At 39.7% G+C, this 15,130-nt stretch carries 13 protein-coding genes, 3 pseudogenes and 1 riboswitch; of the genes and pseudogenes, 1 reads left to right on the top strand and 15 read right to left on the bottom strand.

What is annotated here, in order from left to right; genetic code table 11:
* Positions 1–25 precede the first annotated feature (25 nt).
* From JSQ81_RS01345 to JSQ81_RS01325, 5 genes and pseudogenes are all read right to left on the bottom strand, one after another.
* Positions 26–541 (bottom strand): annotated as a pseudogene (locus JSQ81_RS01345) (ribonucleotide-diphosphate reductase subunit alpha); the annotation flags it as partial.
* 248 nt (positions 542–789) lie between these two features.
* Positions 790–1,440, bottom strand: a pseudogene (locus JSQ81_RS01340) (ribonucleotide-diphosphate reductase subunit alpha); the annotation flags it as partial.
* Positions 1,441–2,238: 798 nt separating this feature from the next.
* Positions 2,239–3,030, bottom strand: a pseudogene (locus tag JSQ81_RS01335) (ribonucleotide reductase N-terminal alpha domain-containing protein); the annotation flags it as partial.
* A gap of 168 nt (positions 3,031–3,198) precedes the next feature.
* Entirely contained in the window at positions 3,199–4,065 is an 867-nt protein-coding gene (locus JSQ81_RS01330) for a lipoate--protein ligase family protein (RefSeq protein WP_305849475.1), read from the bottom strand.
* A 287-nt stretch (positions 4,066–4,352) separates the two neighbouring features.
* Positions 4,353–4,538 (bottom strand): hypothetical protein, encoded by a 186-nt coding sequence (locus tag JSQ81_RS01325; RefSeq protein WP_212605958.1) that lies wholly within the window; start codon positions 4,536–4,538, stop codon positions 4,353–4,355.
* A 359-nt stretch (positions 4,539–4,897) separates the two neighbouring features.
* Here JSQ81_RS01325 and JSQ81_RS01320 point away from each other — a divergent pair, with 359 nt between their 5' ends.
* Positions 4,898–5,227, top strand: coding sequence for a rhodanese-like domain-containing protein (locus tag JSQ81_RS01320; RefSeq protein WP_210470431.1), 330 nt, complete (start codon positions 4,898–4,900; stop codon positions 5,225–5,227).
* 63 nt (positions 5,228–5,290) lie between these two features.
* On the opposite strand, the gene fabI is transcribed toward JSQ81_RS01320, so the two are convergent.
* The 10 genes from fabI to comGA all read right to left on the bottom strand — a co-directional run bounded on the left by fabI (position 5,291) and on the right by comGA (position 14,871).
* The gene (fabI, locus tag JSQ81_RS01315; protein ID WP_212605957.1) at positions 5,291–6,070 is read right to left on the bottom strand and encodes an enoyl-ACP reductase FabI; all 780 of its coding nucleotides are present in this window, start codon (positions 6,068–6,070) and stop codon (positions 5,291–5,293) included.
* Positions 6,071–6,222: 152 nt separating this feature from the next.
* Positions 6,223–7,683: an aminomethyl-transferring glycine dehydrogenase subunit GcvPB gene (gene gcvPB / locus JSQ81_RS01310; protein WP_212605956.1), complete on the bottom strand. Its 1,461-nt coding sequence runs from the start codon at positions 7,681–7,683 to the stop codon at positions 6,223–6,225.
* Positions 7,676–9,043, bottom strand: coding sequence for an aminomethyl-transferring glycine dehydrogenase subunit GcvPA (gcvPA, locus tag JSQ81_RS01305; RefSeq protein ID WP_212605955.1), 1,368 nt, complete (start codon positions 9,041–9,043; stop codon positions 7,676–7,678). Before gcvPA ends, gcvPB begins: the two co-directional genes overlap by 8 nt.
* 32 nt (positions 9,044–9,075) lie before the next feature.
* Positions 9,076–10,173: a glycine cleavage system aminomethyltransferase GcvT gene (gene gcvT / locus JSQ81_RS01300; protein WP_212605954.1), complete on the bottom strand. Its 1,098-nt coding sequence runs from the start codon at positions 10,171–10,173 to the stop codon at positions 9,076–9,078.
* Between the two features lie 139 nt (positions 10,174–10,312).
* A riboswitch (glycine riboswitch) is annotated at positions 10,313–10,404 on the bottom strand.
* Positions 10,405–10,622: 218 nt separating this feature from the next.
* Complete coding sequence (locus tag JSQ81_RS01295) at positions 10,623–11,138, bottom strand: shikimate kinase (protein WP_212605953.1); 516 nt, start codon at positions 11,136–11,138, stop codon at positions 10,623–10,625.
* A gap of 192 nt (positions 11,139–11,330) precedes the next feature.
* The gene (gene comGF / locus JSQ81_RS01290) at positions 11,331–11,780 is read right to left on the bottom strand and encodes a competence type IV pilus minor pilin ComGF (RefSeq protein ID WP_212605952.1); all 450 of its coding nucleotides are present in this window, start codon (positions 11,778–11,780) and stop codon (positions 11,331–11,333) included.
* Positions 11,781–11,924: 144 nt separating this feature from the next.
* The gene (locus JSQ81_RS01285) at positions 11,925–12,515 is read right to left on the bottom strand and encodes a type II secretion system protein (protein ID WP_212605951.1); all 591 of its coding nucleotides are present in this window, start codon (positions 12,513–12,515) and stop codon (positions 11,925–11,927) included.
* Positions 12,499–12,810: a competence type IV pilus major pilin ComGC gene (gene comGC, locus JSQ81_RS01280; protein ID WP_212605950.1), complete on the bottom strand. Its 312-nt coding sequence runs from the start codon at positions 12,808–12,810 to the stop codon at positions 12,499–12,501. Before comGC ends, JSQ81_RS01285 begins: the two co-directional genes overlap by 17 nt.
* A gap of 13 nt (positions 12,811–12,823) precedes the next feature.
* A complete protein-coding gene (comGB, locus tag JSQ81_RS01275) occupies positions 12,824–13,873 on the bottom strand; it encodes a competence type IV pilus assembly protein ComGB (RefSeq protein WP_212605949.1) in 1,050 nt (349 codons plus the stop codon).
* Positions 13,870–14,871 (bottom strand): competence type IV pilus ATPase ComGA, encoded by a 1,002-nt coding sequence (gene comGA, locus JSQ81_RS01270; protein WP_212605948.1) that lies wholly within the window; start codon positions 14,869–14,871, stop codon positions 13,870–13,872. Before comGA ends, comGB begins: the two co-directional genes overlap by 4 nt.
* Between the last annotated feature and the right edge of the window lie 259 nt (positions 14,872–15,130).

The raw sequence follows: 15,130 nt of genomic DNA, 5'->3' as shown, positions 1-15,130 counted from the left end.
TACTTGCACCGGGGGCAATTCATTTACCCGTTGGAGCAACAGTTAATAAATGAGAGTTTCTGATTCCGTGTTCCAGGATTGATTCACGGATATCTTCAGGCATTTTTTTCATGAATCCTGTGTTGATAAATGCATTTCGTAGCGCTTTTGTTTCTTCATCTGTTTTGCCGATGAGGAACGGGAAGCTTCCCTTCTCTTTCGCAAGTTCCACAGATTCACGATATGCCGTCGTTGCAATCGTTTCAAAGACTTTATCGACGAGTAGATTGCCTTCTTCTGAACCGTATTCTTTCTCACAGTAGATTAGAAGGTCAGCAAGCCCCATGACGCCAAGTCCAACACGGCGTTCTCCGAGTGCTTGTTTTTCGTTTTCTTCAAGGAAATATGGTGTTGCATCGATGACGTTGTCTTGCATACGCACACCGACTTGCACGATTTCTTTTAGTTTTTCATAGTTCACTGTTTTTGTTTCTTTATCAGCTACTTCAGCAAGGTTTACTGCAGCAAGGTTACAAACCGAATATGGTGCTAATGGTTGTTCCAGTTGTTATCCTAAGGGCTTTTTATCCACTTAGTTCTTACAGTTCCAATTTCTGTAAGTTCAGCATACATTTTCACTATATTTTATAGTGTTGCGGTCTCGTGCCTAGATTATAGTCTGTTTTCAACCTATCGAAAACAGGATCACTAGGTATGCGTTGCCCCTGACTGAAGCTTGACCTTCAGCCTTCGGTTCGGATTGGCAAGTATAATTTGCTAATTATACTATATCTCAGCTTTCCCGCTTCATCCCGCAATTTTTAACGTGAGGCGAACTTCACCACACGGGTTTGTTGCTACGACTTGCTGGCCGTATGCTTTTGCGTTTGTTTCGCTGTTGGCATTGTCAATGAAGAATATGCCTGGTTCAGCAGAATACGTTGCGCAAATATTTATTAGATCCCATAGTGCTCGTGCTTTAATCGTTCTGTAAACACGTACGCCGAATCCTTGTCGTTCCCATTCACGAACATCTCCGATTTCATGCCACTTTTCGTTATAGAATGCCATTTCTTCCGGAGAGTACTTCTCGACTGCTGGGAATCTTAGGTCATAATCTGCATCTTCCTCGACAGCTTTCATGAAATCATCTGTGAGCGTAACTGAGATGTTTGCGCCTGTGAGGAATTCAGGATTATGTACGGAATACGTTCCACCGTCGCGTAATTTCGTTTCAGCGTCTTTCATAATCTCTTCGCTAAAGCCGCCTAATCCTGGGATATTACGGTAGTTCAGGATGCTTTGATACATCGCATCTTCCTGGGCTGTTAACGGTTTGAATTTAAGCTTTTCATTTGCTAGTTTTTTAATCAGTTCATCTTCCGTGTGTTCTAGAAGATAACGGAGAATTCTTGGATTCTGCATTTTTGAAATGATGAACTCAAGAATGTCAGGGTGCCACCTCAATACCGTCCTTTTCAGGATATTTCTCTGCTATATGCAGACGGAGTAGACTATATCATCACCCTCAGCATAATCTGTTAGGGGCCGGGCGCTTCGGAAAGTACTAGTTCTTCCCTACTCTACTTCCATTCATGATGAATGTTTTCGTTAGTCGTTGGACCTTCGCCTGTACGGCGCTTGGCTGCGGATTGTCCAATACCATTAATTTTTCAGCATTCACGCTCACCGTTTCCAGTCACGTTGTAGCTTAATGGTCTCTAAGGAGTTCTTCGCAATTCACCCGATTTTCTAGTCGTCTATTGTCTGAACGACGCGGACTAGCATTGTTTAATCCGCCAGCATGATCATTTGTGCTCCACGCTAATTGTTACTCTCTCAATTTGAGAGGGCTGGGTCATTTCTGCCCAACTCTCATGCTTTCACATGAGATCAGACTATCTCATCAAAGATGAAAAAATCTTATATTTACGATTTAATTTTATATCTCGTTTAGTCGTAAATATAAATTCTTCTTTGTCCTGCGCCCCATAACGGCGTTGCCGCTTGCTATGGTTTACTTCTTCCTTTGCTTCCAAATTATTAATCGTCCAGTCGTATGAATGAATTTTAAAACTTTAGGAAGGTTCAATAGTCGTTGAACGTTGATCTTTGTTTCCAAAGACCCTTCGCTGCTGATTGCCCAATCCATATTTTTTTCAAACCTTCACGCTCACCGTCACCGGTCACGTTGTGGTAAATAGGGCTCTAAGGGTGTTCCAGCAATTCACAGGATTTTAATCCCGCCGTGTTAAGTTAACGGGATCCGCCTTGTTCGACAAGATGCGTCAATTTCGCGATGTCATCGAGCCAAGAAACAGAACCTGATGATTTACCGTTCACGCCTCTTGCAAGTGTGTTACGCGGTCGTAGCGTTGAACCATTCGTTCCGACACCGCCGCCGCGGCTCATGATTTCCATTACTTGCTTACGGTGGTCTGAGATACCCTCACGTGAATCAGCAACAAAAGGCATAACGTAACAATTAAAGTACGTTACATCCGTTCCTGCGCCGGCTCCGTATAGGACTCGTCCCGCTGGAATGAAGTTCAATGACGAAAGTTGTTTGTAAAAGCCTTCAAACGACTTCTTTCGTTTTTCTTCCGTCGTCTCCACAGATGCAAGGCCAGTCGCGTTACGTTTGGCAACTTGTTCGTAGAATACTTCAAGCGGCTTTTCAATCACTTCGATCGGTCGCGTTATTACACCAACTTCTTGTTCTTCAGGGTCGTCAATCGCTGAGCGATAATCCTTTTCAATCCAAATGTCAGCTTGTCCATTTTTCTCATCAAGTGCGGTAATGTATCCGAGTCCGCGTGCTGGGAACTTCGGATCTTCTTTCACTGTTAAAACTACGAAATCGCCAACTTTCAACGTTTTCTTTTCAGTATCCTTAAATGAATACCGATCAATCATTACGAGTCTCGACACTCCTTTGTGTTCGATGTGCATGTCTTCTGTTATTGGATGCACTTGCGGGAATTCTGCGATATCTTTGTTTAATTGTTTCTTATCCAGAACTGGTTCTTGGTGCTTTGAAGCAATAACCATTGAGGCATCCTCCTTTATAGTTTTTTGTCTAGACACCATATCTGGTGTCTAACTTACTTAATAATGTACTACATATGGTTAAACGATACAAATATAAGATTGCTAGATTTTTAATAAATGCAGTAGTATCGCCCTTCTGAAAATCCAAATGTATCTAAAGTTCTAGAGTCACTTTTTAAATGTCCATTCGTTATTCCCATACTTTTTCCGTTCAATTTCTTTTACATAAAGAAGTTGTTCTTCTGTTAAAACAAATGGTTCTAGCTTCATATCAAGCGCTTTTTCAAAGCCTTTTGAAAAAGCTGAGATGCTTTCATTTGCCGACACTTTTCGACCTGCAAGCTGATCAATCGCCACCGCTTTTTCACGAATGCCAACTTTCATACGTTGTCGTTGTTCTTCTGACTTAAACTTAAACAATGACACAAGCTTTTCTGCGTCAAGGCTTAAAAGAATGGCACCATGTTGTAAAATAACGCCTTTTTGTCGAGTTTGAGCACTTCCGGCAACTTTTTTACCTTCCACGACGAGTTCATACCAACTTGGCGTATCGAAACAAACGGCACTTTGAGGTTTTTTTAGTCCTTCGATTTCTTCCTTACTTTCAGGAATTGAGAAATAAGCATCGAGTCCAAGATTACGGAAACCTTCTAGCAGTCCCCCAGAAATCACGCGATATGCTTCTGTAACTGTTTCTGGCATATGCGGGTAATCTTCCGTCACAATAACGCTGTATGTAAGTTCATCTTCGTGCAGAACACCTCTGCCGCCTGTCGGTCTTCTCACAAATCCCAACCCATGTTTCGCGACTTGCTCCATATCAATTTCTTTTGAAACACTTTGAAAATAGCCAATCGATAAGGTTGCCGGGGACCATTCATAAAAACGTAATACGGGACCAATTTCTCCTTTGCTATGCCACTCCAACAGCGCTTCATCGAGTGCCATATTATAAGAAGCCGTGCATTTACCGGAATTAATATAATGCCAAATTGTCTTTCCCAATACTATTACCTCCTTTGTGCCGAACTTCATTTTAGCATCCCTATTGAACAAGTTCCACCATACTCTAATAATAGATATAATATATATTTATTGATCACGGTTATAGGTATATTTGAAATCGCAGACTATCAACCTTTTAAGTGTTTTGTTCATTCTAGGGAACGTTCGGGGATATCTAAAATATGGACAGCTGACTCCGCTGAAATTAAATAAGAGGGGGCAACTAGGCTCGCTCTCACTCGTTCCTTCGATTATTTCAACAAAATAAAAAAGCCGCTTTTTTTCATAGCGGTTAACTAAATTAAAAATGCCTAAGGTTATTCGTTATCCATATTTGGATTTCTTTCGCGAAGCATCCAGTAATGTTCAACAAGCTGTTTCTCATAGTTAAAGTGCAATTCATAGAAATACATATGCCATCTTGGGTTTATATGTTCATAGTATTTCGCTAAAGTACCGTATAAACTTGTTTTCTGAAGAAGTTCTGCTAAACGGGGGTCCATTTATTCTCTCCTTTTTCTTTTCATCTATAAACAATGTATTCTAAAGTCATGATTTTGTATAGGCGAAATAAAAAGGTGAGCGGTGGGCTTAAAATAGCCCCCAGATAATTCATAAAGTTTATGGCCACTTGATGGAAGATATAAAGATAGTATTCGTAAGTACCTTCAAGAAAGCTTTAATAATGTTGGTATTGGAAGACGAATTGGAGGCCGTCATTAAAACTTGGTTGATAAATACCTTCATAGCAATGGATTTATTAACTCTTTCCTCTTATAATAGAGTTGAATAGAGAAAGGGGAAAGTTGTTGTGGATACACTTTATATTGTTATAGGAATCCTTGTCGTTATCATTGTTTATATGGTTGTGACGATGTTGCGCCTACGAAAAGCAGTCACAAATTTAACACAAGAAGAATTTATACAAGGCTACCGGAAAGCTCAATTAATCGACGTCCGTGAGCCAAAAGATTTCGAAGCCGGTCACATCCTCGGCGCTCGGAACATTCCGTACTCTCAGTTCAGACAACGTCATAAAGAAATCCGTCCGGATCTACCGGCATATTTATATGACCAGAATGGCGGAAAAAGCGCCCGTGCCGCCTTGCTTCTAAAGAAAAAAGGATACACGAAATTATACCAACTACAAGGCGGATTCCGTCAATGGACAGGTAAAATTAGAAGTAAATAATCAAAAAAGGTTGAGCTGCAGATTACACGTCTGCAAGCTCAACCTTTTCATTTTGGATAAATATTATCCCATTATATGATAGCCGCCGTCCACATAAATAATTTCTCCTGTAACCCCGCTTGAAAGATTACTCAATACAGCCAGCGTCATATCTCCCACTTCTTCTTGTGTAATATTTCTTTTTAAAGGAGCGGTTTCTTCAATTTTCGATAAAATTGTATTAAAAGAAGGGACACCTTTGGCAGAAAGTGTGCGAACTGCACCAGCAGATATTGCGTTTACGCGAATATTGTCTTTACCTAAACTTGAAGCTAAATATTTAACTGATGCTTCAAGAGACGCTTTTGCGATCCCCATTACGTTGTATCCTTCAAGAACGCGTTCAGCGCCCAAGTAACTCATTGTAACGATTGATCCACCGTCTGTCATATATGGACTTGCCTCCTTGGCAACAGCGATAAGCGAATAGGCACTCGTATCTTGAGCGAAGGCAAACCCGTCTCTAGATGTGTTAATAAAATCCGTACGAAGATCTTCGGCATGCGCAAACGCAAGTGAATGGACAACACCGTAAATCGTCCCGACTTTTTCACCAATTGTTTTAAATGCTTCTTTGATACTTTCATCTTCATTTACATCACACTGAACGATGAGTTTGGCTTCCATCTCATTTTCATTTAACAATTTAGTAATTCTGTCCATCGAGCGTTCTTTCCGATATGTAAAAATTAGGTTAGCGCCCGCTTTTGCAAGTGATTTCGCGACACCCCATGCAAGACTTCTTTGATTCGCAACACCCATGACAACAATGTTTTTTCCTTTAATTTTAAGTAAATCATCCATAATATTCATATCCTCCAATTAATTACCTACTGTAAGTTTAGCACCTGGTACTAAAAGTAAGTGTAACATAAAGTTGAAGCGATGTTAAACTTAATTTCACATAAAAAAATGAAAAACACAGTACATGTCTGTGTTTTTCATAATTGTGCAATTTAATCTTTTGTATAACGCAAAACAGGCTGACGCGCTGCTCGAGTTTCGTCAAGACGTTTAATGACAGTTGTATGCGGTGCTGTTTGAACGATTTCCGGATTATCTTCGACTTCTTTTGCAATCTGGATCATCGCATCAATAAATGAATCAAGGGTTTCTTTCGATTCTGTTTCCGTCGGTTCAATCATCATTCCTTCTTCTACGTTAAGCGGGAAGTAGATTGTCGGCGGGTGATAACCGAAATCAAGCAATCTTTTCGCGATATCGAGCGTTCGAACGCCCAATTTCTTTTGTCTGCGACCCGATAAAACAAATTCATGCTTACAATGTTGAGCATACGGTAGATCAAAGTAAGGTTCTAATCTACGCATCATATAGTTCGCATTCAGGACTGCATTTTCAGTAACAGCCTTCAAGCCATCCGGTCCCATTGATCGGATATATGTGTACGCACGAACGTTGATGCCGAAGTTCCCGTAAAAAGGTTTAACGCGTCCAATCGCTTCTGGACGGTCGTAGTCGAAAGTAAATTTATCATCTTTCTTCACAAGAACCGGTGCCGGTAAATAAGGAATTAAATCTTTATGAACGCCAACTGGACCAGAACCCGGTCCGCCGCCGCCATGTGGGCCTGTAAATGTTTTATGCAAGTTCAAATGAACAGCATCAAAGCCCATATCCCCTGGACGTGCTTTCGACATAACCGCGTTTAAGTTCGCGCCGTCATAATAAAGTTTTCCGCCGACTCCGTGAACGATTTCCGCCATTTTGACGATATCTTTTTCAAAAAGCCCTAATGTATTCGGATTTGTAAGCATCAGTGCTGCAGTATCGTCGCCGACAACGCGCTTCAAGTCCTCTAGATCAACAAGCCCTCTTTCGTCGGACTTAACAGTAATCGTATCATACCCCGCTACTGTTGCTGACGCCGGATTTGTACCATGCGCCGAGTCTGGAACGATAACTTTAGTACGGTGGAAGTCGCCATTTGCTTCATGGAAAGCGCGAATCATCATCAGTGCTGTCCATTCCCCGTGGGCACCTGCCGCCGGTTGAAGCGTAATTTCATCCATTCCTGTAATTTCTACTAAATGCTCTTGAAGATCATACATCAACTCCATTGCGCCTTGGACTGTCGATTCATCTTGCAGTGGATGAATATTTGCAAATCCTGGGTAGCGTGCAACCGATTCATTTATTTTCGGATTGTATTTCATCGTACATGAGCCTAGTGGATAGAAACCAGAGTCAATGCCGTGATTTCGTTTTGAAAGCGCTGTGTAATGACGCATAATGTCGAGTTCCGACACTTCAGGTAGCTCTGCTGCTTCCTCGCGGTGATAGCCAGCCGGTAATAGGTCAGCAAGATCAAGTTCTGGTACATCAAGTTCTGGAAGGCTATAGCCGATCCGACCTTCTTTGGTTATTTCAAAAATTAATGATTGATCTTCGTTACGCATTGAGGGCCTCCGTTTCCTGCACGACAGCAGCTGTATGCTGAACGAGTGCATCGATTTCTTCTTTAGTGCGTTGTTCAGTAATCGCAATCAAAGCATGATTTTTAAGGTTTTCAAATTTCAAACCAAGATCATATCCGCCGATAATATCATTATCGAATAAGAATTGGTTAACTTCTTTAACCGATTTTTTGACGTTAACGACAATTTCATTAAAATGAGCGCCGTCGAACTTCACGTCGAAACCTGCTTTTTCGAATGCTTCTTTCGCATAGCGCGTTTTAACGATATTTTGATACGCGATTTCCTGTGCGCCGACTTTTCCTAATGCAGTCATTGCAACAGATGCGGCAAGCGCATTAAGTGCTTGGTTCGAACAAATATTTGACGTCGCCTTGTCGCGTCGAATATGTTGCTCTCTTGCTTGAAGGGTTAGTACATAGCCGCGTTTCCCGTCTTCATCAACTGTTTCTCCAACTAGTCGACCTGGTAATTTCCGCATTAACTTTTTAGTCACTGCAAAGTAACCACAGTGCGGACCACCGAATGATTCCGGAATTCCGAAGGGTTGAGCATCGCCGACGGTAATATCCGCGCCTAGCTTTCCAGGTGGTGTCAGCACGCCGAGTGCAAGTGGGTTTGATGATACTACAAACAAACCTTTTGCAGCATGCGTCAGTTCACCAATTTTTTCTATATCTTCAATTTGTCCAAAGAAATTCGGATACTGAACAAGAACTGCCGCCGTATTTTCGTCTAGCATTTCTTCAAGTTTCTCCATGTCGGTAACGCCGTTTTTCTGCGGCACTGTAACAACCTCAATGGACTGACCTTTAGCATACGTTAAAACAACATCACGCGATTCTGGATGTACTGTTTCAGAAACAAGTATTTTTTTCTTGCGTGTATGACCAGCCGCCAGTGTCCCAGCTTCTGCAAGTGCAGTTCCGCCGTCATACATGGAAGAATTCGCAATTTCCATCCCCGTTAATTCACAAATCATTGTTTGGAATTCAAAGATTGCTTGCAGTTCCCCTTGAGAAATTTCCGGTTGATAAGGCGTATAAGCTGTATAAAACTCGGAACGAGAAATAACGTGATCAACAATAATCGGCTTATAATGATCATAAACTCCCGCACCTAAAAATGATGCATATTGCTGCGAATCAGCGTTTTTAGCAGCAAGTTTTGAAAGTTCCTTTGTTAATGAAGACTCCGATTTTGCTTTTTTAATGTTGTACTCGCCTTTAAAACGAACTTCTTCTGGAATTGCCTCAAATAATTCACCAACAGTATCGACACCGATTGCCTTTAAAATTTCTTCGCGGTCAGCTGTCGTCATTGGTATATAGCGATGCTTCATGTTCTTTAGTCCCCTTTTCTATTAATTGATGTTTAACGTTTATAAAATGGCGTAGCGATAATTACTGCTTTTAGCAGTCTTTTTCTAACTTGAACAATCACTTCAGTTCCAACTGTAGCATGCTCTGTATTCAGGAGCGCAAAACCAATATTTTTATTTAATGTCGGCGATTGTGTTCCTGTTGTTACTTCGCCAATTTCTTCATCGTTAAGAAATACTTTATATCCCGTACGAGGAATCCCTTTATCAATCATTTCGAGTCCGACAAGCTTTCGTGGGACGCCGTTTTCTTTTTGCACGGCTAATGCCTGTTTGCCAATAAAATCTTCATCTTTATTGAGCTTTACAACAAAACCAAGTCCAGCTTCTAATGGTGAAATGTCTTGGGATAACTCTTGGCCGTACAGCGGCAACCCCGATTCGAAACGAAGTGTATCCCGTGCGCCGAGTCCAGCCGGAACTACTCCGTCGCTTTCTCCCGCCATTAAAATCGCTTCCCAAAGAACAACGATTGATTCAGGAGATGCATAAAGTTCAAAGCCGTCTTCGCCAGTGTAGCCTGTTCTGGAAATAAGAACGTTTTGACCGCATATTTGAACATTTTCTTGAAAACGGAAAAACTTTATTTCATTTAATGGTATAGATGTTAATTTTTGAAGTGTTTTTTCAGCTAATGGTCCCTGAAGAGCTAATAACGCATAAGCATCAGATTTATCTTCGACTTCGACATCCGAAGTTTTATGCTTATTCATCCACTCGAGATCTTTTTCAAGGTTAGATGCATTGACTACGAGAAGATAATTTCCTTCATCCCGCTTATAAATGAGAAGGTCATCAACGGTCCCGCCGTCCTCATAACACATTGCCGTATATTGAGCTTGGCCAACTTTCAATTTCGAGACATCATTTGTCATCATTTTTTGCAAGTATGAAAGTGCCCCATCTCCGGTTACTAGGATTTCACCCATATGAGAAACATCAAATAGTCCAGCTTTGGTTCGAACTGCTTCATGTTCAGCTTTAATGCTAGAAAACTGTACAGGTAGATCCCAACCACCAAAATCAATTGTTTTACCACCATAATCTTTGTAACGATTAAAAAGTACGGTTTGCTTCAATGTTTTAGTCATAATGCATTCCTCCCCGCTAATTTTCGTGAAAAAAGACAGAGGTTCCCCAATTCGGGGAACCTCTGTCCATGTACCTGAAAGTTTGACCTTGCGGCTTTCCTCGTTGGTGGTCAGTCGATGCTGACACTCTCCAGAGATGCGTCCTGCATGAGTCTTTTTGCCTGAGAGATTCATAACAATCGTTACTTGCTCCTTCGGCGACGCATCAGCGTTCTCTCCTCATACAATCATTCGCAATTATTCAGTTTTCACTATATTAAAAATCTATGCTTTCAAGTCATATCTTAACATTAGATTTATGTAAGTGCAATCATTAATATTAAAAAGGTAAAAACACGAACTTTGATTAAATAAAACACTAACAATGTTCGTGAAAATGTCCGAACTATTAATTATTCAATCAAATAAAAAGAAAAATAACAGGGAATCTATAATAGATTCCCTGTTATTTAGTCAGAGCCTTTCAAACGCCCAATTTGAAAAGCTATATAAGAGGTAATATCCCGTAATGATCTGCGTTCAGTTTCGACGATAAAATGAGCTGATTGCAAATATATCGGTTTGCGGTTCGTAAAAATAGTTTCCAGTTCGTTACGTGACGACCTTTGAACAATGGGACGATTTTTGTCGGTCGCAATTCGACGCCAAATATCTCGAAATGGCGCATTTAAAAAGAACACAAGTCCTGTCTTCCTCATTATTTCCCGATTCCGTTTTCTAAGGGGAACACCGCCGCCTGTGGCAATAATACAATATTCATCCCTGAATGTAAGAAGAAACTCTGTTTCCAATTGTCGGAAATACTCTTCTCCATGTTTTTCAAATATTTCTGGAATTGAAAGCCCCGTTTTCCTTACGATTTCCGTATCCATGTCATAAAATGGAAGTTTCGTTGCAAAGCTTATTCTTTTTCCGATTGCGCTTTTTCCCGAACCCATATAGCCTACTAAATAAACTCTTTTCACTTTGCACTCCCCCCCTTTTATGAAATCGATTCTTATTTACGCTGTTCCAATAACTTAATCGTTTCTTTCCCATAATATATTTCTAGTGAATCATAGTTTCTATATATACTATCATGCCACAAAACTATAGAGAAAAGAAAGGTACTAACAAAAAAAAGTAGAATAATCGCAGCTACAAGCACCGCGCCGCCTTCATTTAGAATTAAACCCGATCGCAAAATCTCGCTCCTTCCGTGTTCCATCATGCATCGTCACAGTTACAGATACAACCGGATCGTTTACCGTGAAATAAACTGAATAGACATTCGTCAAAAATGGAACATGGCCTTGTCCATCTATCGTCTTTCTAATCATCGAATTACTTTGTCCTATATCTATTTGGCCTCTATCAGTAATAAATCTTATTCCGCGACCTCCAAGATGAACGTTGAATTCTTTAACATCAACGATAGAAGCCTGTAAATCCAATGCGAATAATTCCCAGGCTCCATCAGACATATTTGTATATTGCTGCTCAATTGGCGCTTTCCATAAAAAGAACAATACAAATAAATGAGCAAAGGTAACGAAAACAATTAACTGAAACAAGCTTTCAATAAACGTATAGCCGTTTTCTGCCTTTATCATTTGTAGTCGAGACACCTTTCAGTCACCTCTTTTTCAAGACGATAAACTACGCATATTGAATTATCATCAAGACTCCAGACAAAATCGTTTCCATCAATTTGCCTTTTGCCTCCTGTTTTTCCGCTGCTCTTGTATAGAATTGCACCATGATACATTGTTTCAACAGCGTACATAGATATTTTTTTGTAATGCAACGTTGTCATCATTTTTGTCGCGAACGGTAGTAATGTACCAAATACGATCATTATAATAGTGAGGGTCAGGATTGCTTCCGGCCAAGAATATCCTTTTTGATTCACTAATTGTCATCCTTCCTCGTTGCATTTGAAAAACGATTGTTTTGCTCCCTCGATTTGTAAGTAATGTTAGCCTGCCGAAACTAATAATATCTCCATTTCCACTAAATTCTACAGATATCAAATTGCTGAAACCTGATAAATGCATTCCTTCCGGTAAAAGCTTTCTGGAAAATTCAATTTTTCCTGGCGCTTCTGCGACATACATTGTTTTTGTTCCTGTTTTAGAAAATCTTAATCGGGTGTATGCGTTGTTCGCCATTGAATAACTTTGCAAACTTTGTATTGTTATAATGATCGACTTAAAAGCATCATCTTCAGCGGTAGTACGAATCCACTTACTTCCGACCGGAATTATAACTGCGCTCAAAATAATTGCTATCGTTAAAACAAATACTAGTTCAATTAAAGTGAACCCAGACTCTGCACCGTCGCGATTAATTGGAACTCTCATTTACTTTACCGGCATTAAGTGTTAATGCTGAACCGTTCGGGCAAACTGGATCTTCTTTCAGGAAACCTTCGGTGACTAAATCTCCAAGATTGGTTGGATAAGATTTCTTTTCCAATTTATATGCCTCTACCTGCCCTTGAACCATTAATACATATGCTTCGCATCCCTTTTCATCAATTACCTTTGATTGTTTCGTAACGTTTGGAATCGCAATGAGTATTAAAATTGAAATTATCGCAAGAACAATTAACATTTCTACTAACGTAAAACCGTCTTCATTATTTATCTTTCTCATAAACTAGCTCCCTTCAAATTTTATCAATCATTCCGTACATCGGTAGTAATAATGCGATATAAGCAGCCAAAATACATATTGCGATAAGACTAAAAAGGACCGGTTGCAAAATAGCGAGTCCTTTCGATAAAAGTTCATTTATCTTATTTTCCAAGTACTCGCTATAGATAATTAACTCTTTCGGTAAATGACCACTATTTGTACCATGTTCTACAAAAGAAGAAAATTGTTTGGTTAACCCGTCTGTAATCGCTACTGCCTTATCAAATGGTTCGCCATAAATAACACTTTTTTTAATTTCGCCCGCAATCTCGCTTAGCACGGGATCCAAATTTTGGTTAATCAATACATCGAGTGAATCCTGCATTGATAATCCAGATAACAATAAACTACCAAGTTCGCTAGAAAATAGTCGTGTTTTCCACATTGTAAATATGTTTCCTAGAAAAGGGATTGTAATAAAAAACTTTATTTTTTGCGCTGGCGGTAATCTTTTGTAAAAAATCATACAACCAACAAGAAAACACGCAAGCAAAATACCAATCCCTAAAATGATATCCGGCGTTTTTGCGACTAATTTAGGTAATGATTGAACTAACCCGCTTTCTCCATTTGATCTTGACGATGCAAGTAATTCAATATTCGGCAGAAAAAACTTTCTGAAACCCAGCAGCAAAATTGAAATAAAGATAAATAAACCCGCTGGATATGCAAGAAGTCCTTTCAACTTCTTTTTAGCTTCTTCTGTTTTTTCCAATCGGACAGCCATGCTTGATAGCGTTTCAGCTAATCGACCATCTCTTTCTGCGATAACCACCGGAAGTAAGACGCTTGAAGAAAAATCTAATCGACTTAAAATATGCGTCACGGTTTCACCGTCACGAAAATCCGACTCTATTTTTGAGAGTAATAAACTATAGTCATCTACATGATGCGGAAGCAGAAGGTTAACACTGTCGTAAAATGTATAACCTTCTTTTAATAGTACAGCTAATCTGGATAAGAACTCCGGTCGATTCTTCAGCTTTAGCTTTTTTTTGATTTCATGTTTACCCTCAATCATTCATAATGTTGCGAAATACTATATTTTTCTACTACGGATGTAATTCTTTTTTCAGAAGGGAAAATGATTCGCTCTCCTTTCATGATGGCGTCCGTCATTTCATCAAGTACTGTACCGTCAACAATTTCAAATACAACTCCCGGGTCGCCGCTATGTTGTCGAATCAGCCGCTGTGCTGATATACAAATTACTGTTTGTCTTAATTCTTCCGCTGAAATTCCAAAATCCATCATTCGATAAAAACAACCCGCCGGATCTTTGGAATGCACCGTGGAGAAAACCAAATGACCGGTTAGAGCAGCCTGAACCGCGATTTTAGCCGTTTCACTGTCTCTGATTTCTCCAATCATGATGACGTCGGGAGAATGTCTCAAAATAGCTTTTAAACCTGTTGAATAAGTCATTCCAGATTGTTCATTCACCTGAATTTGAAGTAAATGTGAATGATTATTTTCTACTGGATCTTCTAAGGTTATAACGTGCCGATTAAGATTGTTTACGCAGTGCGCTGTTAATGAATACATAGTCGTCGTTTTTCCAGAGCCGGTTGGACCGGTTAAAAAAATTAAACCTTGCTCTTTCGAACTTGCCCGAATTAATTTGTTGGACCATTCCTTTTCAATACATAACTGATCAATCGGAACAATACGATCGTGTTTTTGTAGTCGGATGACTACGCTTTCCTTAAAATGAATAGCTGGGATTGTCGATACTCGAAAAGAATAGTTTTCTTCTCGTATCTGTTTGTGGAAGGAACCACTTTGGGGTTTTCGTTTATCGGTTATATCTAATGAGGAAAGAAACTTATAAAAAGAAATCATTCTAATCGCTAATTGGTGTACAATTTTACTGTTTTCATTTAACTTTAAGTCTTTTTTAAATAATACTGTATACCCTTCTTCTGACGGGACTAGATGGATATCAGTTGCTTCATACGCAATTGCGTTTTCAAGAAGTTGCATACTTTTCCTTTCAATAACATTTTCTGGTTTGTTCATCGAACACCCCTCTTTAAAATGAATCGAAGCGCCATTCTTATTTTGTACGGTTGACTGCTAACCGTCTAATCCAAAGTATACAATAGTAATCCTTTAAAAGGAATACTATCCATGAAGCTTAAATTTTGAAGGGATATATGGTCGCAAAATTGAATTATCATGCGAATTTCATTGGCAAAATTGAATTATTCAGGAAAAAAAGTTGAATTATGGTGAAATACACGGCTTCGTCACAATCTTTTATTGATATGAGTTTACA

The organism is Sporosarcina sp. Marseille-Q4063 (assembly GCF_018309085.1).
In the GTDB taxonomy this organism is placed as follows: Bacteria; Bacillota; Bacilli; order Bacillales_A; family Planococcaceae; genus Sporosarcina.
The sequence above is the reverse complement of the archived record's forward strand: the minus strand, read 5'-3'. Positions and strand labels throughout refer to the sequence as shown.

Bases quoted from the DNA above. Each gene is read 5' to 3' on its own strand.
- JSQ81_RS01330 (WP_305849475.1), bottom strand. From the start codon at position 4,065: ATGAAGTTCGGCACAAAGGAGGTAATAGTATTGGGAAAGACAATTTGG.
- comGC (WP_212605950.1), bottom strand. From the start codon at position 12,810: ATGAGAAAGATAAATAATGAAGACGGTTTTACGTTAGTAGAAATGTTA.
- JSQ81_RS01320 (WP_210470431.1), top strand. From the start codon at position 4,898: ATGGTTGTGACGATGTTGCGCCTACGAAAAGCAGTCACAAATTTAACA.
- comGA (WP_212605948.1), bottom strand. From the start codon at position 14,871: ATGAACAAACCAGAAAATGTTATTGAAAGGAAAAGTATGCAACTTCTT.
- fabI (WP_212605957.1), bottom strand. From the start codon at position 6,070: ATGGATGATTTACTTAAAATTAAAGGAAAAAACATTGTTGTCATGGGT.
- gcvPA (WP_212605955.1), bottom strand. From the start codon at position 9,043: ATGAAGCATCGCTATATACCAATGACGACAGCTGACCGCGAAGAAATT.
- gcvPB (WP_212605956.1), bottom strand. From the start codon at position 7,683: ATGCGTAACGAAGATCAATCATTAATTTTTGAAATAACCAAAGAAGGT.
- JSQ81_RS01325 (WP_212605958.1), bottom strand. From the start codon at position 4,538: ATGGACCCCCGTTTAGCAGAACTTCTTCAGAAAACAAGTTTATACGGT.
- gcvT (WP_212605954.1), bottom strand. From the start codon at position 10,173: ATGACTAAAACATTGAAGCAAACCGTACTTTTTAATCGTTACAAAGAT.
- comGB (WP_212605949.1), bottom strand. From the start codon at position 13,873: ATGATTGAGGGTAAACATGAAATCAAAAAAAAGCTAAAGCTGAAGAAT.
- JSQ81_RS01285 (WP_212605951.1), bottom strand. From the start codon at position 12,515: ATGAGAGTTCCAATTAATCGCGACGGTGCAGAGTCTGGGTTCACTTTA.